This window comes from Variovorax sp. 679 (assembly GCF_003952185.1).
GTDB lineage: Bacteria > Pseudomonadota > Gammaproteobacteria > Burkholderiales > Burkholderiaceae_C > Variovorax.
The window spans coordinates 218,296-235,989 of sequence record NZ_RXFS01000007.1 but is presented as its reverse complement, the minus strand read 5'-3'; the positions used below and the strand labels follow the sequence as shown (position 1 = coordinate 235,989).

Annotated in this window: 19 protein-coding genes; 8 read left to right on the top strand and 11 right to left on the bottom strand. The window is 67.2% G+C overall.

Annotated features, from left to right (window positions below; all coding sequences use genetic code 11):
* Positions 1 to 10: 10 nt before the first annotated feature.
* Complete coding sequence (locus tag EJO71_RS19520; protein ID WP_125950368.1) at positions 11 to 1,576, top strand: M48 family metalloprotease; 1,566 nt, start codon at positions 11 to 13, stop codon at positions 1,574 to 1,576.
* Between the two features lie 20 nt (positions 1,577 to 1,596).
* Here EJO71_RS19520 and EJO71_RS19515 read toward each other — a convergent pair whose 3' ends face one another.
* The 3 genes from EJO71_RS19515 to EJO71_RS19505 form a co-directional block, all read right to left on the bottom strand.
* Positions 1,597 to 1,953: a phage holin family protein gene (locus EJO71_RS19515; RefSeq protein ID WP_125950369.1), complete on the bottom strand. Its 357-nt coding sequence runs from the start codon at positions 1,951 to 1,953 to the stop codon at positions 1,597 to 1,599.
* A gap of 90 nt (positions 1,954 to 2,043) precedes the next feature.
* Positions 2,044 to 2,508 (bottom strand): hypothetical protein, encoded by a 465-nt coding sequence (locus tag EJO71_RS19510; protein ID WP_125950370.1) that lies wholly within the window; start codon positions 2,506 to 2,508, stop codon positions 2,044 to 2,046.
* 77 nt (positions 2,509 to 2,585) lie between these two features.
* Positions 2,586 to 3,335, bottom strand: a complete 750-nt coding sequence (locus tag EJO71_RS19505; protein WP_125950371.1) for a TerC family protein — start codon at positions 3,333 to 3,335, stop codon at positions 2,586 to 2,588.
* A 180-nt stretch (positions 3,336 to 3,515) separates the two neighbouring features.
* Here EJO71_RS19505 and EJO71_RS19500 point away from each other — a divergent pair, with 180 nt between their 5' ends.
* The 3 genes from EJO71_RS19500 to EJO71_RS19490 all read left to right on the top strand — a co-directional run bounded on the left by EJO71_RS19500 (position 3,516) and on the right by EJO71_RS19490 (position 4,610).
* A complete protein-coding gene (locus EJO71_RS19500) occupies positions 3,516 to 3,758 on the top strand; it encodes a hypothetical protein (protein WP_125950372.1) in 243 nt (80 codons plus the stop codon).
* Between the two features lie 70 nt (positions 3,759 to 3,828).
* Complete coding sequence (locus EJO71_RS19495) at positions 3,829 to 4,302, top strand: DUF3717 domain-containing protein (protein ID WP_125950373.1); 474 nt, start codon at positions 3,829 to 3,831, stop codon at positions 4,300 to 4,302.
* Between the two features lie 2 nt (positions 4,303 to 4,304).
* Positions 4,305 to 4,610, top strand: a complete 306-nt coding sequence (locus tag EJO71_RS19490; protein WP_125950374.1) for a DUF2007 domain-containing protein — start codon at positions 4,305 to 4,307, stop codon at positions 4,608 to 4,610.
* Positions 4,611 to 4,623: 13 nt separating this feature from the next.
* Here the strand turns inward: EJO71_RS19490 and EJO71_RS19485 are convergent, their stop codons facing one another.
* The 4 genes from EJO71_RS19485 to purB all read right to left on the bottom strand — a co-directional run bounded on the left by EJO71_RS19485 (position 4,624) and on the right by purB (position 10,114).
* Positions 4,624 to 5,184, bottom strand: a complete 561-nt coding sequence (locus EJO71_RS19485; protein ID WP_125950375.1) for a YaeQ family protein — start codon at positions 5,182 to 5,184, stop codon at positions 4,624 to 4,626.
* Positions 5,185 to 5,218: 34 nt separating this feature from the next.
* Positions 5,219 to 7,339 (bottom strand): TonB-dependent siderophore receptor, encoded by a 2,121-nt coding sequence (locus EJO71_RS19480; RefSeq protein WP_240651466.1) that lies wholly within the window; start codon positions 7,337 to 7,339, stop codon positions 5,219 to 5,221.
* 133 nt (positions 7,340 to 7,472) lie between these two features.
* A complete protein-coding gene (locus EJO71_RS19475) occupies positions 7,473 to 8,603 on the bottom strand; it encodes a PepSY-associated TM helix domain-containing protein (RefSeq protein ID WP_125950377.1) in 1,131 nt (376 codons plus the stop codon).
* Between the two features lie 131 nt (positions 8,604 to 8,734).
* Positions 8,735 to 10,114, bottom strand: coding sequence for an adenylosuccinate lyase (purB, locus tag EJO71_RS19470; RefSeq protein ID WP_125950378.1), 1,380 nt, complete (start codon positions 10,112 to 10,114; stop codon positions 8,735 to 8,737).
* A gap of 131 nt (positions 10,115 to 10,245) precedes the next feature.
* Here purB and EJO71_RS19465 point away from each other — a divergent pair, with 131 nt between their 5' ends.
* Positions 10,246 to 10,857 carry a glutathione S-transferase N-terminal domain-containing protein gene (locus tag EJO71_RS19465; protein ID WP_125950379.1) on the top strand — a complete coding sequence of 204 codons (612 nt, stop codon included), beginning with the start codon at positions 10,246 to 10,248 and terminating at the stop codon, positions 10,855 to 10,857.
* Between the two features lie 38 nt (positions 10,858 to 10,895).
* On the opposite strand, the gene EJO71_RS19460 is transcribed toward EJO71_RS19465, so the two are convergent.
* The 4 genes from EJO71_RS19460 to EJO71_RS19445 form a co-directional block, all read right to left on the bottom strand.
* Complete coding sequence (locus EJO71_RS19460) at positions 10,896 to 12,113, bottom strand: cyclopropane-fatty-acyl-phospholipid synthase family protein (protein WP_125950380.1); 1,218 nt, start codon at positions 12,111 to 12,113, stop codon at positions 10,896 to 10,898.
* On the bottom strand, positions 12,110 to 12,910 hold the full coding sequence (locus tag EJO71_RS19455; RefSeq protein WP_125950381.1) for a DUF1365 domain-containing protein: 801 nt from the start codon (positions 12,908 to 12,910) through the stop codon (positions 12,110 to 12,112). The genes EJO71_RS19460 and EJO71_RS19455 overlap by 4 nt, the downstream gene beginning before the upstream one ends.
* Positions 12,907 to 14,253, bottom strand: coding sequence for an FAD-dependent oxidoreductase (locus EJO71_RS19450; RefSeq protein WP_125950382.1), 1,347 nt, complete (start codon positions 14,251 to 14,253; stop codon positions 12,907 to 12,909). The genes EJO71_RS19455 and EJO71_RS19450 overlap by 4 nt, the downstream gene beginning before the upstream one ends.
* Positions 14,254 to 14,546: 293 nt before the next feature.
* On the bottom strand, positions 14,547 to 15,161 hold the full coding sequence (locus EJO71_RS19445; RefSeq protein WP_125950383.1) for a glutathione peroxidase: 615 nt from the start codon (positions 15,159 to 15,161) through the stop codon (positions 14,547 to 14,549).
* 128 nt (positions 15,162 to 15,289) lie between these two features.
* Between EJO71_RS19445 and EJO71_RS19440 the strand changes: the two genes are divergently transcribed.
* The 3 genes from EJO71_RS19440 to EJO71_RS19430 all read left to right on the top strand — a co-directional run bounded on the left by EJO71_RS19440 (position 15,290) and on the right by EJO71_RS19430 (position 17,690).
* Positions 15,290 to 16,147, top strand: coding sequence for a ferritin (locus EJO71_RS19440; protein ID WP_093055286.1), 858 nt, complete (start codon positions 15,290 to 15,292; stop codon positions 16,145 to 16,147).
* Between the two features lie 93 nt (positions 16,148 to 16,240).
* Positions 16,241 to 17,131: an RNA polymerase sigma-70 factor gene (locus EJO71_RS19435; protein ID WP_125950384.1), complete on the top strand. Its 891-nt coding sequence runs from the start codon at positions 16,241 to 16,243 to the stop codon at positions 17,129 to 17,131.
* Positions 17,132 to 17,228: 97 nt separating this feature from the next.
* Positions 17,229 to 17,690, top strand: coding sequence for a carboxymuconolactone decarboxylase family protein (locus EJO71_RS19430; RefSeq protein WP_125950385.1), 462 nt, complete (start codon positions 17,229 to 17,231; stop codon positions 17,688 to 17,690).
* Positions 17,691 to 17,694 lie beyond the last annotated feature (4 nt).

Below are 17,694 nucleotides of genomic sequence, written 5' to 3'. Positions count from 1 at the left end.
CAGACGAGGAATGCCGCGCTTGACTCCCCCACGCCACTCCAGAAGCAAGCTGACGCCCGCCCTGCGATCGTTGTGCGCTAGCGTTTTGATAGCTTCGCAGGCCCTGCTGCCGGTGCCCGCGCTGGCGCAGATCCAGCAGGTGCTTCCCGGCATGGGCGACGGCGGCGAGATGACCGCCAGCGCCGAGCGCCACCTCGGCGACCAGATCGCCCGCGAGCTGTATCGCGACACCGACTACATCGACGACCCGGTGATCGCCGCCTATGTGCAGGAGATCTGGCAGCGCCTGCTGGCCGCCGCCCGTGCGCGCGGCGAACTCACGCCCGAACTCGACGAGCGCTTCGCCTGGACGATCCTTCTGGGCCGCGACCGCAACATCAATGCCTTCGCGCTGCCCGGTGGCTACCTCGGGCTCAACCTCGGCCTGGTGGCCGCGGTCGGCAGCCGCGACGAGCTGGCGACGGTGCTCGGGCACGAGCTCTCGCACGTCACGCAGCGCCACATCTCGCGCATCATGACGAAGCAGGGCAAGCAGATGCCGCTGATGATCGCTGGGCTGATCCTGGGGATGATCGCCGCCAGCAAGAGCCGCAACGGCGATGCGGGCCAGGCCATGATCATGGGCAGCCAGGCGATGTTCGCGCAGAACCAGCTGAACTTCTCGCGCGACATGGAACGCGAGGCCGATCGCGTCGGCTTCGGCGTGATGACGCAGGCCGGCTTCGCGCCGCAGGGCGCTGCCGCGATGTTCGAGAAGCTGCAGTACGCCTCGCGCCTCAACGACAACGGCTCGTACCCCTACCTGCGCAGCCACCCGCTGACGACCGAGCGGATCTCCGACATGCAGGGCCGTTTCCAGTTCCGCATGGACGCCGTGCCGCCGCTGCCGCTGGCCATGGACCACGCGATGATCGCCTCGCGCGCCCGTGTGCTGACGCGCCCGGGTGTCGACGTGCTGCGGCTGTGGATCGACTCGGCCGCCAGCGGCGAGTTCGCGAAGAGCCCCCCGGCCCAGCAGGCCGGCACGCTGTACGCGGCGGCGCTGTCGGCGAAGGAGATGCGCGACTACAAGGCTGCGCGCGCGCTGGTCGAGCGTCTGGTCGCGCGCACGGCGGACGACCCCGCCGCGGCGAAGCAGGCGCGCTGGCTGAACGCGGAGATCGAACTCGCAGCAGGCGCGGCGCCCAAGGCGGCCGCACTGCTCGACGCCAGGTCGAAGGAGCGGCCCGAGATGCTGCTCGCCGCCGAAGCCGCCACCGCGATGCGCCAGCCCGCGCCGATGATCCCGGTGCTGCGCGACTGGGTGGCCGCGAATCCGCGCGACGCGACCGTGTGGCGCGCGCTCGGCAACCTCTACGGCGCGCAGAACGACACGCTGCGTGCGGTGCGTGCCGACGCAGAGGCGAACGTGGCGATCCTCGACTACCCCGCGGCGCGCGACCGCTTCAAGGCGGCGCAGGAACTCGTCCGCCAGTCCAAGGCGGTCGACCACTACGAGGCGTCGATCATCGACACCCGTGCGCGGGCGGTGGACGTATTGGTGAAGGAACAGGCGGCGGAGCCGCCGTTGAAGTAGGCCGCAGCAGTTGCTGCTGATCAGCGCTTCGGGGAAAGCAGCCCGCCCAGCGCGGACTCGATCAGCAGCCCCAGCAGCGAGTACAGCAGCGAGCCGATCAGCGCGGCCAGGAAGCCGTTGACGTGGAAGCCGCCCAGTAGCCCCGACGCGGCCCAGAACAGCAGCGCGTTGATGACGAACAGGAAGAGCCCGAGCGTGACGATGGTGACGGGCAGCGTCAGCACCACCAGCACCGGCCGCACGATCATGTTGAGCAGTCCGATCACCGCGGCCGCGATGAGCGCGGAACCGAAGCTGTTGACCTGGACACCGCTGTAGAGATAGGCAACCGCCAGCAGCGCCACGGCGCTGAGCAGCCATTTGAGGATGATGCGCATATGGCGCTCAGGATACCCCAGGGCCCATAAAACAACGAGCCCCGGTGCGTTGCCGCACCGGGGCTCGTCAGAGGGCGTTTCCCAGCAGTCTTACTCGGCCAGTTCGTTCGCCAGCACCAGCAGCGCACCCATGCCCATCACGGCGCCGGGAAAGGCCCAGCCCGACTGCTGGGGCGGCGTCTGGTCCGGCGTCACCGGCTCCAGGTCGACGCCGACCTTCGGGCGGCGCGCATCGACCACGTGAGTGGCCGAATGCTCGCGCTTGAGCTGTGCCGTGAGGTCGGCCAGCGGGCCCTTGGCCAGCACCGGCGTTACCTGGCCGCCGTTGCGTTCCAGCAGAGGCGTCATCTGCGCCTGCACCTTGCTGAACCATTTGGCGCGCCAGTTCTCGCGCGCGCTGTGGCTTACCCACTTGCTGATGCGATGCGTCATGCGCGGAGCGCAGGCCACGAGCACCCAATGGCGCGCCACGACGCTGTTTGCATCCGGCGCGAGTTCGGCGAACTGCTCGCTGGCGTAGGCGGCGTCGTCGACATAAAGAATGATCTTTTCCATGGCGTGCTCCTTCAGGTAGTTAGAGTGACAGAGACTGGTTCGGACGGGAAGTTCGTGGGAGCAATGACTCTCGGCGCTCAGCCGGTCGTCACCGCCGATTCCTCGGGCTTGTTGCGGGCATGCCGTGCGGCTGTCCACTTGCCGATCGCCAGCACCAGCAGCGCACCGATGACGCCGGCCGCGTACTTGATCGTGTCGGTCTGCGGCACCTTCGGCACCCAGGTCCAGGCAGCGGTGTTCGCCAGCGCGGGGTCGGACACGGCCATCGTGCCGGCGATCCAGCCGAGCAGCATGCCGCCGGCCGTGATGATCATCGGGAAGCGGTCCATCAGCTTGATGACCAGCTGGCTGCCCCAGACGATGATCGGGATGCTCACGAGCAGGCCGAAGATCACGAGCGGCATCTGGTGGCTTTCGCCGGCGCCCTGTGCGGCACCGGCAATGGCGATCACGTTGTCGACGCTCATCACGAGGTCGGCAATGATCACGGTCTTGACCGCGCCCCACAGCTTGTCGCTGCCGGTGATGTTGCCGTGCGCATCGTCATGTTCGGGGGCCAGCAGCTTGACGCCGATCCACAGCAGCAGGATCGCGCCCACCAGCTTCAGGAACGGAATGGCCAGCAGCGTCAGCGCGAAGAAGATCAGGATCACGCGCAGCGCGATGGCGCCCGCGGTACCCCACAGGATGCCCTGGGTGCGCTGGGCCGGCGGGAGCTTGCGGCAGGCCAGCGCGATCACCACGGCGTTGTCGCCGCCCAGCAGGATGTCGATCATGATGATCTGACCGACCGCGACCCAGAACTCCGGGGTCATGAACATTTCCATAGATTTCCTCTTTGTCTTCGCGCCCCTGCCTCTCCCTTCAGGGACGACGACGGAAGGCGCATATCGATGCGTTTCGATTCATCCCGTGCGGGGCGGGTCGAAAGCGAGGAATGAAGTCCGGGTGATACCGGGAGCTTGCGAACGCTTCGACCAAACCTGCGCAGGTTCAAATCGAAGGTCTTGCTCGACAACGCACACGCGAAAAGACGCGCGCTGGTTGCCCGGCAGGCCGGAAGTGTTTTGCTTCGTATTGACGACCTGACGATTCGCGCTGCCGTGGACAGCGGTCGGGAGCTACTCCCCTTCGTGCGGCGGATTAAAGCATCGATGCTCCCGGCGGCGCAATCGAAAGTTTTCAGGAATTTAAAAAGAACCGCTCCGGAACACGCATGGATACGAGATGTGGTGCTCCTGTTTTCGTAGCGAGCATGTCCCTTCGACGCTTCGGGACATTGCCGGTCTATGATCGCCGTCCGCCGATTTTTCACGCTCCATGGCCGCCATACACATCACCGACATCGAGGCCGCCATCAACTACTGGCGCGAGAAGACGCCGTCGCCCGACGGCGTCACGCTGGGCCCCGAATTGCGCGCGCTGGCCGAGGTCTACGCGCTCATGGTCTTCCACCACGAGGACGAGGTCGACGAGGTCGGCTTTCCGCCGAAGGCCTGGGCCGCCTGGATGGCCTGGTACGAGAGCACGCCCGACACGCCCTGCATCGCGATCTGCTCCACCAGCCAGGGCGACGACGAGTGCAAGGGCTGCGGTCGCAGCTTCGACGAGGTTCAGTTCTGGCCCGGCATGTCGCCAGTCGAAAAGCGCGCCACCTGGCGCCGCATCACCATGGAAGACTCCGCCTGGCGCTTCAACCGCTATGCGGAACGTGCGCGCGAGGCGGAACGGACATCGCCCGCCGATGGCGAGCCCGAGTTCGATCCCGACGACGAGAAGAACTGGGCCCCCTGACCATGCGCCGCCTCGCGCAAGCTCCCAACCTCGCGATCGCGACCGTGTGGGCGCACGCGCTGCGCGAGGAGGGCGTGGCCGCCACCGTGCAGCGCGAATTCCTCGGCGCGGTAATGGGCCAGCTGCCGCCCGACCAGTGCCTGCCCGAGATCTGGATCGACGACGAGACCCAGTTCGATCTTGCAAAGCGCCTGCTGCACGAGTTGCAGCATCGTCCGCAGCGAAGCTGGCGCTGCGTGTGCGGTGAGCAGGTCGAAGGTGGTTTCGAGCAGTGCTGGCAGTGCGGCGAGATGATGCCGGCCGCCTAGTCGCGCGCGGGGCTCACTTCCACCGAAGCGGCTCGATATCGATGCTGTTGACGCCGTCGCCCAGCGTCAGCGTGTTTTCCTGAATGGTGGCCTGCAGCTGCATGCTGCGTTGTGCGAGCGCCGCCAGTGCCTGGGAGGCGTTCGTCGGCACGCGATACACCTTCAGGTTCTGCGGCCGCGTGAGCTTGTTCTCGATGCCGCGCCACCAGATCTCGGCCGCGTGGTTGAAGGCATAGACGATCACCTCGTCGGCCTTGCCGCAGGCCTTGATGATGGGCTTGTCTTCCGGCTGGCCGACCTCGATCCACAGCTTGACCTCGCCCGTGAAGTCGCGCAGCCACACGTCGGGCTCGTCGACGTTCGACAGGCCCGCGCCGAAGGCCAGCGTGCCGTCGCCCTGGCAGATGTCCTGCAGCTGGTGCGCGTTGAGCGCGAGCGCGACCAGCCGGATCATCATCCGCTCGTCGGTCTCGCTGGGGTGGCGCGCCAGGGTCAGCGCATGGTCGGCGTAGTAGCCGTGGTCGATGTCGGCCACCGCGAGGGTGGCCTTGAAGATGGTGGATTTGAGGGCCATGGGTGCGCGAGTGTATGCCTGCGCACCTCCGGACTCAGAACGCCACCGAGGCCTGCAGGTAGACCGTGCGCGGCTGGCCCACGTACTTGCCGCCGTTGTTGTCCACCGAGCGGTTGTAGTAGCGGCGGTCGAACAGGTTCTTCACGCCCACGGCCAGCTTCAGGTTGCTAATCGACGGGCCGAAGTCGTAGGCCGCGCGCAGGTTCATCGTCGCGTAGCCGGGGATGTTGCCCAGCCGGCCGGTCGAGTCCTCGACGGTGATGTACCTTGCGCCGTCGTCCGGCGAGCCCGGCGAACGCTGCTTCGACTGCGCATAGATGTCGGCGTTGAAGGTCCACGGCCCGCGCTCGTAGCGCGCGCCCAGCGTTGCCACCTGGCGCGAGTAGAACGGCAGGTCGCGCCCCGCGAAGGCGCCGGCCTTCGAGGTGGCCTGCGTGTACGTGTACGTGCCCGACACCGACAGCCCCTTGAGCGAGTCGCTCAGCGTGCCGAGGTCGTAGCGCAGCGCCGACTCCAGCCCGCGATGGCGCGTCGCACCCAGGTCGGTCCACTGGCCGACGTCGCCGGTGATGGAGCGCGCCAGCTGCAGTTCCTTGTCGAAGTTGATGTTGAACAGCGTCAGCTCGCCGCTCCAGGCATCGCCCTTGTAGTGCGTGCCGATCTCGTAGGTCTTGGCCTTCTCGGGGTGCAGGCCGGTGGTGGACTGCGCGAGCTGCGCGTACTGCTGCGGCCCGAACGACACGCCGGCGTTCGCGAACACCGACCACCGATCGCTCATGCGGTAGAGCACCGACAGCGTGGGCAGCCATTCGTCGGAGTCGATCTTCGGAAAGATCGCGCTGGTGGCCCGGCCGTTCGTGATGGTGTAGACGTCGTTGAACGAGCTGATCGATTCGTGGCGCACGCCCGGCGTGATCGTCCAGTTGCCGAAGTCGATGCGGTCGTCGATGTAGAACGCGTGCGCGGTCGTGCCGCCCTTGCTGGTCTGGTACGCGGGGTTGGCCAGGCCGAAGGCGTTGAAGCCGGGGCGCGGCTGGTAGTAGGCGCTGCGCGTCGCGACTTCGGAGGCCTCTTCCTTCAGGTAGCGGTAGCCGACGCTGATCTCCTGCACCACGCTGCCCGAATCGATCAGGCGCGAGTAGCGGGGCTCGACCGCGAAGGTCTTGTAGTTGCGCGGCGCCGAGGTGAGGCGGCGCCTGCCGTTGTTGGCGCCGGTGCCTTCCTGCTCGAGGTAGCTGCTGCGGTACGAGTCCGTGTAGTAGGTCAGCATCTCGAACTTGTTCACGCCGTCGTTGTGCGTGTACTTGACCGAGCCGTCGGTGCGGCGACCGGTGAACTCGTCGAAGGGCCGGTCCGACTGGAACGGGTTGGCCGCGAACTGCGCGGTCGTCAGGCCGCCGGGCATGCGCCCCTTGCCCTCGAAGTGATGCAGCGTGACGGCGACGTCGTCGGTCTTCGAGATGCGGTAGGCGCCCTTGAGCATCAGGTCGTCGATGCTGGTGTGGTCGTTGCTCTGGCGGAAACCGTCGCCGTGCGTGCCGGAGTACAGCAGCGCGAGGCCCAGGCCGTTCTCGTTCGTGCCGCCGATGAAGAGGCTGGGCGTGGTCTTGGTGCCGCCGCCGTGGCCGGCGCTCTCCACGCCCACGCTCACGTCGCCCGAGAACTGCTTCGGAATCGAGCGCGTCACGAAGTTGATGATGCCGCCCACGTTCTGGGGGCCGTAGCGCACCGAGCCCGCGCCGCGTACCACGTCGACCGCCTCGAGGCTGCCGAGCGACAGCGGCGCCAGCGACAGCTGCGGCTGGCCATAGGGCGCGTAGGCCAGCGGCACTCCGTCGAGCAGCACGGTGGAGCGCGGCGACAGGCGCGAGGTCAGGCCGCGCACGCCGACGTTCAGCGAGATGTCGCTGCCGCCGGTGCCGTTGCTCTCCTGCACCTGCACGCCGGGCACCTGGCGCAGCACGTCGCGCACGCTGGAGGAGCCGCTCTCCTGGATCTGCTTGCGCTCGATGATGCTTCGCGCGCCCGGGTGCTCGAGCACCTTGGTCTCGCTGGGGCTGCCGAGCCAGTCGCCGGTGACGGTGATGGCTTCGAGCGTTTTCGAACCGTCGGCCGCGGCAGGCTCGGCCTCGGCGGCGAAGCTCTGCAGGCTCAGGGGCAGCAGGGCCAGTGCGACGGCGGTGCGCTTGTATGCGCGTCCGGGCGCGCGTTTGTTGTGCGTGAACAAGGGACCCCTCCTAGGGTTTTGTGTTGGTTGTGATGAAACTGCGGGCAGGGCACGACGTCGCTCAGGGCGCCGTCGTGCCGTTGGAAAGCGTGTTGTTGCGGGCCGCCGCGGCCACCGAGCGCCGGCGCCACCAGAGCCAGACGCCGCTCAGGCCCAGGCCGCCGAGCGCCAGGCCCAGCAGCGCCGTGACCGCTTCGTGCAGTGGGCCGCCGAGCTCGCCGGTGTGCAGCGGATAGATCACCGCCACCGCGCCGTTGCCCGCGTCGAGCTCCTGCCACTTGCGCGCGGCCAGCACTTCGCCTGTCACGGGGTTGAGCCACACCGAGCCGATGCCGTTCGGATGCGGATCGTCCGACAGCCGGAAGCGCACGCGCATCGGCCGGCCGGTCTTGGCGGGCACCTGGATGTAGCCGATGGGCTGGCCCGGGTAGGCCTGCTGCGCCCGGGCCACGAGTTCGTCCAGCGGCAGGCGCGGGCCGGTCGCTGCACCCTTGGCGATCACCGGCGGCTTCATCGGCTCCTGCCCCATGACGCCCGAAATGAAATTGCCCAGCGGCCGCCAAGCCATGTACGCGCCCGTGGCCACCGACACCGCGATCAGCAGCCCGAGCACCGCGCCGCCCGTGCGGTGCAGGTCGAAAAGTCCGCGCAGCAGGCCGCGATCCAGCACGATGCGCAGCGACGGCGGCCAGCGCACCGGCCACCAGAGCACGATGCCCGTGACCAGCAGGAACAGGTAGGCGAGCGCGGCGAAGGCGAGCACGCCCTTACCCGTGTCGTCCAGCAGCAGGCTGCTGTGCAGTTCGAACAGGAGGTTGTAGGCGCCCTCGTGCGTGCCGCGGCGTCCCTGTTCCGCGCCGGTGACGGGGTCGAGGTAGAGCGTGCCCTCCCACTTGCCGCGCACCAGCACCCACAGCGTGTCGGTGGGCTTGCGCGGCGGGCGCAGCGTGAAGTTGGTGTCGGGGCCGAACTCGGCCGCCAGGCGCTGGCGCAGCGGCTCCAGAGGCAGCGCGGCCGTGGTGGCATCACCCGCGGAGCGGGCGACGAAGAAGGCGGGGTGGGCGGCCCGGTCGAGCGGCAGCGCCACCACCAGCACGGCGCCGAGCAGTGCCGCGAAGGCGAGGATCGGACCGAGCGTGAGGCCGATCCAGCGATGGACCTTGAGCCAGAGACGTCTCAGAGGGGCGCGCATGACCAACAGAGGGGCGGCGGGCCCCTCGATGAATGTTGTTGGCTGGCGCCCCGCGAGGGCGTTGGCTGGAAAAGATGACCACCGACGCAAAACAGCCGCCTTCAGGCGGCTGGTGCATCGGTACGGGAGGCCTAAATTCTACCGGCGAGCTCCGCCGCCTTGCCCACGTAGCTGGCCGGTGTCATGGCCAGCAGGCGGGCCTTTTCCTCTTCAGGGATCTCCAGCGAGCGGATCAGTCCGTGCAGCGCCTCGGCCGTGACAGTCTTGCCGCGCGTCACTTCCTTGAGCTGCTCGTAGGCGCCCTGCACGCCGAAGCGGCGCATCACGGTCTGGATCGGCTCGGCCAGCACTTCCCACGACGCGTCGAGGTCTTCGGCCAGCGCTTCCTCGTTGAGCTCGAGCTTGCCCAGGCCGGTGGCCAGGCTGGCGTAGGCCAGCGTGGCGTAGCCGAAGGCCACGCCGATGTTGCGCAGCACCGTGCTGTCGGTCAGGTCGCGCTGCCAGCGGCTGATGGGCAGCTTCTCGCTCAGGTGGCGCAGCACCGCATTGGCCAGGCCCAGGTTGCCTTCGGCGTTCTCGAAGTCGATCGGATTGACCTTGTGCGGCATCGTCGAGGAGCCGATCTCGCCCTTCTTCAGGCGCTGCTTGAAGTAGCCCAGGCTCACGTAGCCCCAGATGTCGCGCGAGAAGTCGATGAGGATCGTGTTGGCGCGGGCCACCGCGTCGAACAGCTCGGCCATGTAGTCGTGCGGCTCGATCTGGATGCTGTAGGGCTGGAAGCTCAGGCCCAGGCCCAGCGGCGCGGGCGTCTCGATGACCTTGCGGCTGAAGGCTTCCCAGTCGAAGTCGGGCCAGGCGGCCAGGTGGGCGTTGTAGTTGCCGACCGCGCCGTTCATCTTGCCCAGCAGCTGCACCGCGGCGATCTGCGCGCGGGCCTTCGACAGGCGCACCGTGACGTTGGCGATTTCCTTGCCCACCGTGGTCGGGCTGGCGGTCTGGCCGTGCGTGCGCGAGAGCATCGACACGTTGGCGAACTGGTGCGCCATCTCGCGCAGCTTGGTGATCAGGCCGTCGATGGCCGGCAGCACCACCTTGTCGCGCGCCGCCTGGATCTGCAGGGCGTGGCTGGTGTTGTTGATGTCCTCGCTGGTGCAGGCGAAGTGCACGAACTCGGCGGCGGCGAGCAGCTCGGGCCGGGCCTCGAACTTCGACTTGATCCAGTATTCGACGGCCTTCACGTCATGGTTGGTGGTCTTCTCGATCTCCTTGATGGCCAGCGCGTCGGCCTCGGAGAAGTGCGACACCAGGCCCAGCAGGTACTTGCGGGCGCCGCCGGTGAGCGGCTTGAATTCGGCGAAGCCGCAGTCGGACAGCGCAATGAACCACGCCACCTCGACTTGCACGCGCCGGTGCATATAGCCCTGCTCGCTCATCAGCGGACGCAGCGCCGCGAGTTTGGCCGCGTAGCGGCCATCAAGGGGGGAAAGGGCGGAAACGGTGGAAAAGCTCATGCCCGAATTTTAGGCGGCCGGCGATCCGTGGGGCGGTACCGACACATCGGGGGCGTTTTGGGGCTCCGGTTTCCCCGTTCACCTAAAATGACTATTAACAAACGTCATCAATGTATAGGGAGAGAGCCTTCATGAAACTGATCGGATCCGCCGCCAGCCCCTACGTGCGCAAGGTGCGCGTGGTGCTGGCCGAGAAGCGGCTCGATTACCAGTTCGTGATCGAAGACGTCTGGGCTGCCGACACCACGATCTCCAACTCCAACCCGCTCGGCAAGGTCCCCTGCCTGATCATGGAAGGCGGCGAGGCGATGTTCGACTCCCGCGTGATCGTGGAATACCTGGACACCCTGTCTCCGGTCGGCAAGCTGATTCCGCAGCAGGGCCGCGAGCGCGCCGAGGTCAAGACCTGGGAGGCGCTGGCCGACGGCGTCATGGACGCCGGCGTGCTCTGGCGCCTCGAAGCCACCTGGTCCGGCCGCAGCGACGGCGAACGCAGCGCCGCCTGGATCGAGCGCCAGCGCGCCAAGGTCGAGGACGGCGTTGCCGCCATGGCCAAGGGCCTGGGCGACAAGCCCTTCTGCAGCGGCATCCACCTGAGCCTGTCAGACATCGCGGTGGGCTGCACGCTGGGCTGGCTGGACCTGCGCTTTCCCGAGATCGACTGGCGAGGCGACCACGCCAACCTCGCGAAGCTGTACGACAAGCTGATGCTGCGGCCCAGCTTCATCGACACCAAGCCCTGACGAAGAAAAAGGCGCCTCCGGCGCCTTTTTCTTTTCCCTCAGGCCTGGCGCTTGCGCAGCGTGTACTGCACCACGTCGATGTTCGCCTGCGAGAACGCGGCCTCGCAGTAGGCCAGGTAGAACTCCCAGATGCGCATGAAGCGCTCGTCGAAGCCCAGCTGCAGGATGCGGCCGCGCTGCCCGAGGAAGCTCTCGCGCCAGCGGCGTAGCGTCTCGGCGTAGTCGGCGCCGAAGGCGAATTCGTCCACCACCTCCAGTCCCGCGGCCTCGGCCTCGCGGCGGAACTCGCGCGGGCAGGGCAGGCAGCCGCCCGGGAAGATGTACTGCTGGATGAAATCGGTCGAATCGATGTAGCGGTCGAACAGTTCGTCGTCGATCACGATGCTCTGCACGCAGGCGCGGCCGCCCGGCTTCAGCAGCCGGCTCACGCCCTGGAAGTAGGTCGGCCAGTAGGCGCGGCCCACGGCTTCCACCATCTCGATGGAACACACCGCATCGAAGGGCGCATCGGCGATGTCGCGATAGTCCTGCAGGCGGAGGTCGGCCGCCAGTCCGGTGGTGCGCTCCCGCGCGTAGGCGAGCTGCTCGGTGGACAGCGTCACGCCTGTCACCGAAGCGTCGAAGTCGGTGGTCGCCATCTCGGCGAGCGCGCCCCAGCCGCAGCCGATTTCGAGCACGCGGTCGCCGGGCTGCACGCCTGCCTGTTCGAGTGCACGGCGCACCTTGGCGCGCTGCGCCTCGGGCATCGGCTTCGACAGGTCGCCCTCGAACCAGGCCGACGAGTAGTTCATCGTCTCGTCGAGCCAGAGCCTGTAGAACGCGTTGCCCAGGTCGTAGTGCGCGTGGATGTTGCGCGAACTGCCGGCCTTGCTGTTGCGGTTCATGAGGTGCCGCACGCGGTACAGCAGGCGGCCGAGCCAGCTGCCGTACATCATGTCCTCGATGGCGCGGCGGTTGGCGATGAACACCTTGATCAGCTCGGTGAGGTTGGGCGTGGTCCAGTCGCCGGCGATGTAGCTCTCGGCGAAGCCGATGTCGCCCGACTTGAGTGCGGCCTTGCAGGCGTTCCAGTTGCGAAGCGTGAGCGAGGCCGTGGGGCCGCTGCCGGGCGTGGCGCCGAAGTGCCGCACCGAGTCGTCGGGCAGGCGCACGGTGAGCGAGCCGTAGGCCAGCCGCTGCAGCAGGCCCAGCACGGTGCGTGCTGCGGCGGGCGCGTCCTGGGGCAGCGAGAAGCGGGGCGCGGTGGTGGAGTTCATGGATTCGCCTGCTGCTGGTGGTTGTCGCGTGAAACGAAGTGCGCGGGCGGCGCCGGCTTGGTGACGAAAGGCACGCGCTTGAGCCACAGCTTCGCGGCCTGCCAGTGGATGCGCGCGATCAGCCCGAAGGTCATGGCGGGGTAGCGCCACAGCGCGCGCCGCACGCTGGCCGCGGTCATGGGGCCGAGCTCGCCGCTTACGCTGGTCTGCAGCAGCGGGCCGTCGGCGTCGTCGTGGTCGATGCGCACCACGGTGCGCGCGCGATCGGCGTCGACGTAGAAGCGGAAGCGGTAGCTGCCGTCGATGCGGCAGAAGGGCGAGACGTGGAAGGCCTTCGTCGCCTGCAACTCCGCGCCGTACGCCGGATGTTCGAGCAGGTAGCAGTGACGCTCGCCGAAGGTGTTGTTGACCTCGACCACGATGGCCCGCAACGCGCCTTCGAGCGTGTGGCAGTACCAGAAGCTCACGGGCTTGAAGGTGTAGCCGAACACGCGCGGGTAGCAGTGCAGCCAGGCTTCGCCGTTGGCGTCCTCGATGCCGTGGGCTGCAAGCAGTTCATCGAGCCAGGCCAGCGCGCCGCCGCGTTCGGGCGGGCGGCCGTCGCCGTGGTCGACGTCGTGGAAGGAGATGGCGGCGGCGCGGTTGAGCGCCAGGGCCTGGCTGCCATGCGCGCGCAGGGTGCGCATCGGCAGCATCAGGAAGTAGGTCGGGTAGACGAAGGCATTGCGCGCCGGGCGCAGGCGCGTGTGGCGGACTTCGCCGAAGCCCATCAGCGGCACGGCCTGCGTCGGTGTCATGCCGCCAGCCTCGCCGTCGTTGTCGTTGCGTTCTTGCCGGCGGACAGGCGCGCCCGCAGGCCCTCGGCCACGGCCAGGCCGGCCTTCAGGCCGTCTTCGTGGAAGCCGTAGCCCATCCACGCGCCCGCGAACCAGGTGTTGCGCCGGCCCTGCAGGGCCGGCACTTCGGCCTGCGCGCGGATCGCGGCGAGGTCGAGCACCGGGTGGTCGTAGTCGTATTCAGCCATGACCTGACTACGCTGGATCTCGCGAACCGGATTCAGCGAAACGACGACCGGCTGCTCCCACGGCAGCGGTTGCAGCTTGTTCAGCAGGTAGTGCAGGCAGACGCGGCCCGATTCGCGCTCGCCGGCGGCCGCGCGCTCGTAGTTCCAGGCAGCCCAGGCGGCCCGGTTCTGCGGCAGCGCCGAGGCGTCGGTGTGGAGCACGGCATGGTTGGCCTGATAGCGGATCGAGTCCAGCACCGTGGTCTCGGCGGGGCTCGCGTCGGCCAGCATGGCGAGCGACTGGTCGGAGTGCGTGGCCAGCACGACGTGGTCGAAGCGCTCGGTTCCTGCGTCGGTGGTCAGCAGTACGCCGGCCTCGTCGCGGGCGATGCGGCGCACGCGCGTGTTCAGGCGCTTGTCGGGCAGGCCGGCGACGATCTTCTCCACGTAATGGCGCGAGCCGCCGCGCACGGTGCGCCACTGCGGCCGGTTGGCGATCTGGATCAGGCCGTGGTTGTGGCAGAAGCGGATCATGGTCGCGACCGGGAACCTCAGCATCCGCGTGGTCGAGCAGCTCCAGATGCAGCCCATCATCGGCAGGAAATACCACTCGCGGAACGCCTTGCCGAAGCGGTGGGTGTCGAGGAAATCGCCCAGCTGCTGGGTCAGTTCGCCCTCGGTGCCGGCCTTGGCGATGCGCGTGGTGAGGCGGTTGAAGCGCAGCAGGTCGGCAAGCATCCCCAGGAAGCGGCCGTCGAACAGGTTGCGCCGCTGCGCGAACACGGTGCCGAGGTTGTTGCCGCTCCATTCCAGCCTGCCGCCGCCGTTGTCGCGCGTGGCCTGGACCGAGAACGACATGTCCGACGGGGCAGTCTCGACGCCGAGATCGGAGAAGAGCCGGATCAGGTTCGGGTAGGTGCGGTCGTTGTAGACCAGGAAGCCGGTGTCGACGCCGTGGGCGATCGGGGTGCTGTCGGTGGAGGAGCGCGGAAGCTCGATCGTTGCCGTATGCGCGTGACCACCGAAGTAGTCACTGGCTTCGAGGAGGGTGACGGAGGCCGCGTCGCGCAGCGAGTGCGCTGCGGCCAGTCCCGAGATGCCGGCGCCGACGACGGCGATGCGAGGGGGCCGCGTCATCGCGAAACCCCGCCCCGGCTGGAATACAAAAATGCTGCGAGGCGCCCCGACGCGAAGGAGGGAGGGAGGGAGGAGGAGAAGAATCGCCTCGGGATTTCGACCGGACGGCAGGCGCCCGGAAGACCTCGCAACATGAAAACCGTAGGGCACTTACTGCCCACGCGAATTAGGAGCGCGGCATCCGCGGCACGGTTCCCGTCCGTTTCGTAAACGTTTGTGTCGTCGAGTTCACAATGGGTTAGACGCATCGGTGAATAATATTACCGATGCGTTTTCTTGTGAACTGATTAGTCTCAATTTGGCCCGAGCTGCTTCTCGATGACGTTCACGAAGCCGTTTTCGTCGGGTGCCGTCATGCTCGACCACGCCTGTACGACCTTGCCGTCGCGCCCGATCAGGTACTTGTAGAAATTCCACTTCGGCGTGGTGCCCGAAGCCTGCGCGAGCTGCTTGAACAGCGGATTCGCGTCCGTGCCGCGGACCGAGGACTTGGCGAACATCGGGAATTTCACGCCGAAGGTGCTCTCGCAGAAGTCCGCGATTTCCTTGTTCGAGCCCGATTCCTGGGCGAAATCGTTCGACGGAAAGCCCAGCACCACGAGCCCGCGCGAGCGGTATTTCATGTCCAGCGATTCCAGGCCCTTGTACTGCGGGGTGAAGCCGCAGAAGCTGGCCGTATTCACCACCAGAACGACCTTGCCGGAGTACTGGCACAGGGACTGGGGTTTTTCATCCTGCAGCCGCGGGAAGGTGTGTTGCAGGATCGCCGGGCATCCTGCGGCCTCTGCCGGGGCAGGCGCGGCGGCCGTTGTCTGGGCATGGGCCGGAAGGGGCGAAACGAGGCTCGCCACGAGGGAAACCGCAGGGGCGCAGCGCCACAGCATCGACAATCGGTAGGGGGTTCGCATCGCGGGCTCCTGATTCAAAAAGGGGGTGCGCATCCATGCCGCAAGGGCGCGCGTATCCGCATCATCGCGCGTCTGTCACGGGCGCGCCAAACGGGCCGACTAAAATCGACGGCCTTAGAAAGATATAGATGCTCTATCCGGAACTCTTCAGACAACTCGAATCCGTCCGCTGGGACATGGACAAGGACATTCCCTGGCAGTCGTTCGACGCTTCCTTGCTGTCGGAAGAGCAGGCGCAGACCATCAAGATGAATGCCATCACCGAGTGGGCGGCACTGCCGGCTACCGAGATGTTCCTGCGCGACAACCGCCACGATAGCGACTTTTCCGCTTTCATGTCGATCTGGTTCTTCGAGGAGCAGAAGCATTCGCTGGTGCTCATGGAGTACCTGAAGCGCTTCAGCCCCAAGCACGCCCCCACCGAGGAAGAGCTGCACGAGGTGCGCTTCGACTTCGACCCGGCCCCGCCGCTCGAAACCCTCATGCTGCACTTTTGCGGCGAAATCCGCCTCAACCACTGGTACCGCCGTGCCGCCCAGTGGCACACCGAGCCGGTCATCAAGCACATCTACACCACGCTGAGCCAGGACGAAGCCCGCCACGGCGGCGCCTACCTGCGCTACATGAAGCGCGCCATGGAGAAGTTCGGCGACGAGGCCCGTGCCGCCTTCACCAAGGTCGGCGTCCTGATGGCCAGCGCCCGCCGCACGGCGCAGGCCCTGCATCCGACCAACCTGCACGTCAGCAAGGCGCACTTCCCGCGCGACACCATCCAGAGCCGCATGCCCGATCCGGATTGGCTCGAGCACTGGCTCGACAAGCAGATCAAGTTCGATGCCGTCTGGGAAACCAAGGTCGGCGAGCGCATCCTGCACAACCTGAGCCTGCTGATGAACCGCAGCTTCAAGACGGTTCAGGAGCTGAACCGCTACCGCAAGGAACTGGCGGCCACCCTCGGCCCCAAGCCTGAGTACCAAGGCGCCTGAGCCTGAGAGCACACGAAAAAACGCCCCGCAAGCCGGGGCGTTTTTTTTGCAGAATCCATGTCACAAACCGGGGACGCCAGCCGTCTAGCCCGCATGGACGACGCAACTCTCACCTTCGACCGCCACCGCCCTCGCCTGCAGGGCATCGCCTACCGCATGCTCGGCTCCGTGGCCGAGGCCGAGGAGGTCGTGCAGGACGCCTGGCTGCGCTGGCACGAAGCCGCCAAGGACACCCTCGACAGCGCCGAAGCCTGGCTCGTGACCGTGGTCACGCGCCTGTCGATCGACCGGCTGCGCGCCGCCAAAATCCAGCGTGAGCACTACATCGGCGCCTGGATGCCCGAGCCCACGCTGACCGGGGCCGCCGATTCACCCGCGACGCCCGAGCAGCTGCTCGAGCGCGCCGACAACATCTCCGTCGCCTTCCTTGCCATGCTGGAGCGCCTCGCGCCCGAGGCCCGTGCCGCCTTCCTGCTGCGCGAGGTGTTCGATGCCGACTACGACGAAATCGCCCTCACCCTCGGCAAGTCCGAGGCCGCCTGCCGCCAGCTCGTGCACCGCGCCAAGCTCCAGGTGCAGGAAGGGCGCCCGCGCTTCAGCGTGCCGCGCGAAACCCACGAGCGCCTGCTGCGCGCCTTCGCCGATGCCGCGGCGCGCGGCAGCCTGCAGGACCTGAAGGCGCTGATGGCCGAGGACGTCGAGCTCATCGGCGACGGCGGCGGCAAGGTCCAGACCTTCAGCAAGACCCTGTGCGGCAGCCAGCGCCTTGCGCAGCTGTACTTCTCGCTGTGGCGCCGCATGGGGGCGGGGGTTCGCATGGAGATCGTCGACATCAACGGCGAGCCCGGCATGCTGCGCTTTCTCGACGGCGAGCTCGAATCGGCCCAGACCTTCGAGATCGAGAACGGCCGCATCGTGCGCATCCGCGCGCAGCGCAATCCAGACAAGCTCGCGCGCATCGCGCAGCTCTTTTCCTCGAAATAGTTCGAGCAGCGTGTCACAGGGCGCCCGGCTCGCCCGTCTTCAGCAGGTAGCAAGCAGATTCCGTCGCAACCCACCTACCTACCTACTGGAGAAACCCATGAACACCGCCCCCCGCCTGAACTGGTTCAAGCTCGCCCCGAAGTCCTTCGAGGCCATCCTCGCCGTGAACGCCACCATCGAGTCGAGCACGCTCGGCAAGGTGCTGGTCGACTACGTCTTCGCCCGCGTCTCGCAGATCAACGGCTGCGCCTACTGCCTCGACATGCACGTGCGCGACCTGCGCAAGCAGGGCGAGGAATGGCAGCGCATCAACAGCCTGCCGACGTGGCGCGAAGTGAGCTTCTTCAACGAGCGCGAACGCGCGGCGCTGGCCTGGGCCGAATCGCTTACGCGCCTGGCCGACCGTTATGACGCGCGCGAAGCCGAATTTGCTGCGCTGAAGGCCAACTTCAGCGACCAGGAGATTGCCGAGCTGTCGGTGGCGATCGCGCAGATCAACACCTGGAACCGCCTCAACGTCGCCAGCGGCGTGCCGGTTCCGGTGAAGCCGCTGGTCTGAACGC

What these genes read in the sequence shown, in the direction of transcription:
- EJO71_RS19520 (WP_125950368.1), top strand. Translation starts at nt 11, where the DNA reads ATGCCGCGCTTGACTCCCCCACGCCACTCCAGAAGCAAGCTGACGCCC.
- EJO71_RS19485 (WP_125950375.1), bottom strand. Translation starts at nt 5,184, where the DNA reads ATGGCCCTCAAATCCACCATCTTCAAGGCCACCCTCGCGGTGGCCGAC.
- EJO71_RS19430 (WP_125950385.1), top strand. Translation starts at nt 17,229, where the DNA reads ATGAACACCGCCCCCCGCCTGAACTGGTTCAAGCTCGCCCCGAAGTCC.
- EJO71_RS19435 (WP_125950384.1), top strand. Translation starts at nt 16,241, where the DNA reads ATGGACGACGCAACTCTCACCTTCGACCGCCACCGCCCTCGCCTGCAG.
- EJO71_RS19445 (WP_125950383.1), bottom strand. Translation starts at nt 15,161, where the DNA reads ATGCGAACCCCCTACCGATTGTCGATGCTGTGGCGCTGCGCCCCTGCG.
- EJO71_RS19475 (WP_125950377.1), bottom strand. Translation starts at nt 8,603, where the DNA reads ATGCGCGCCCCTCTGAGACGTCTCTGGCTCAAGGTCCATCGCTGGATC.
- purB (WP_125950378.1), bottom strand. Translation starts at nt 10,114, where the DNA reads ATGAGCTTTTCCACCGTTTCCGCCCTTTCCCCCCTTGATGGCCGCTAC.
- EJO71_RS19460 (WP_125950380.1), bottom strand. Translation starts at nt 12,113, where the DNA reads ATGAACTCCACCACCGCGCCCCGCTTCTCGCTGCCCCAGGACGCGCCC.
- EJO71_RS19495 (WP_125950373.1), top strand. Translation starts at nt 3,829, where the DNA reads ATGGCCGCCATACACATCACCGACATCGAGGCCGCCATCAACTACTGG.
- EJO71_RS19490 (WP_125950374.1), top strand. Translation starts at nt 4,305, where the DNA reads ATGCGCCGCCTCGCGCAAGCTCCCAACCTCGCGATCGCGACCGTGTGG.
- EJO71_RS19505 (WP_125950371.1), bottom strand. Translation starts at nt 3,335, where the DNA reads ATGGAAATGTTCATGACCCCGGAGTTCTGGGTCGCGGTCGGTCAGATC.
- EJO71_RS19515 (WP_125950369.1), bottom strand. Translation starts at nt 1,953, where the DNA reads ATGCGCATCATCCTCAAATGGCTGCTCAGCGCCGTGGCGCTGCTGGCG.
- EJO71_RS19510 (WP_125950370.1), bottom strand. Translation starts at nt 2,508, where the DNA reads ATGGAAAAGATCATTCTTTATGTCGACGACGCCGCCTACGCCAGCGAG.
- EJO71_RS19440 (WP_093055286.1), top strand. Translation starts at nt 15,290, where the DNA reads ATGCTCTATCCGGAACTCTTCAGACAACTCGAATCCGTCCGCTGGGAC.
- EJO71_RS19465 (WP_125950379.1), top strand. Translation starts at nt 10,246, where the DNA reads ATGAAACTGATCGGATCCGCCGCCAGCCCCTACGTGCGCAAGGTGCGC.
- EJO71_RS19450 (WP_125950382.1), bottom strand. Translation starts at nt 14,253, where the DNA reads ATGACGCGGCCCCCTCGCATCGCCGTCGTCGGCGCCGGCATCTCGGGA.
- EJO71_RS19455 (WP_125950381.1), bottom strand. Translation starts at nt 12,910, where the DNA reads ATGACACCGACGCAGGCCGTGCCGCTGATGGGCTTCGGCGAAGTCCGC.